Source organism: Aeromicrobium sp. P5_D10 (assembly GCF_054049535.1).
This window is the reverse complement of record NZ_JBFUME010000030.1, coordinates 1-529: the sequence shown is the minus strand read 5'-3', so window position 1 is coordinate 529 and position 529 is coordinate 1. Positions and strand designations below refer to the sequence as shown.

Below are 529 nucleotides of genomic sequence, written 5' to 3'. Positions count from 1 at the left end.
CCCGAGGTTCCGAGCGCGATCTGATCAGACTTCGCTCGCTTGAGGTAAAGGTGAGCCGGGTGCTCCCAGGTCATGCCGATGCCGGCGTGCAGCTGGATGGTCTCCTCCGCAGCCAGGACAGCCAAGTCCCCGCAGTACGCCTGCGCGAGCGATGCCGCCACGGACTCGTCTGAGTCGCCTTCAGCCAACGTCGCTGAACCATACCGCGCGGCGGCCGCAGCGGACTCAACCGACGTGTACAGGTCGGCCAGGCGATGCTTCAGTGCCTGGAAGCTCCCGAGCGGACGGCCGAACTGCTTGCGAACCTGAAGATAGGCCACCGTGGTCTCAAGGCACCACCGCGCAAGGCCGACCTGCTCCGAAGCGAGCAGCGCAGCCCCGGCATCGAGCGCCCGACGTACGGCGGGCTCAGCATCGTCGAGCACCAGCGTGCCCTCGGCTCCGTCGAGGGTGACGTCAGCGAGCTGACGGGTCATGTCGAGTGAGACGTGCGGCCTCAAGGTCGCGCTGGTCGCGTCGCGCTGGTCGC

At 67.7% G+C, this 529-nt stretch carries 1 protein-coding gene; it reads right to left on the bottom strand.

What is annotated here, in order from left to right:
* Positions 1-529: acyl-CoA dehydrogenase family protein (locus ACXJKC_RS21750; protein WP_456698848.1), on the bottom strand; the 529-nt coding region annotated here is incomplete at both ends.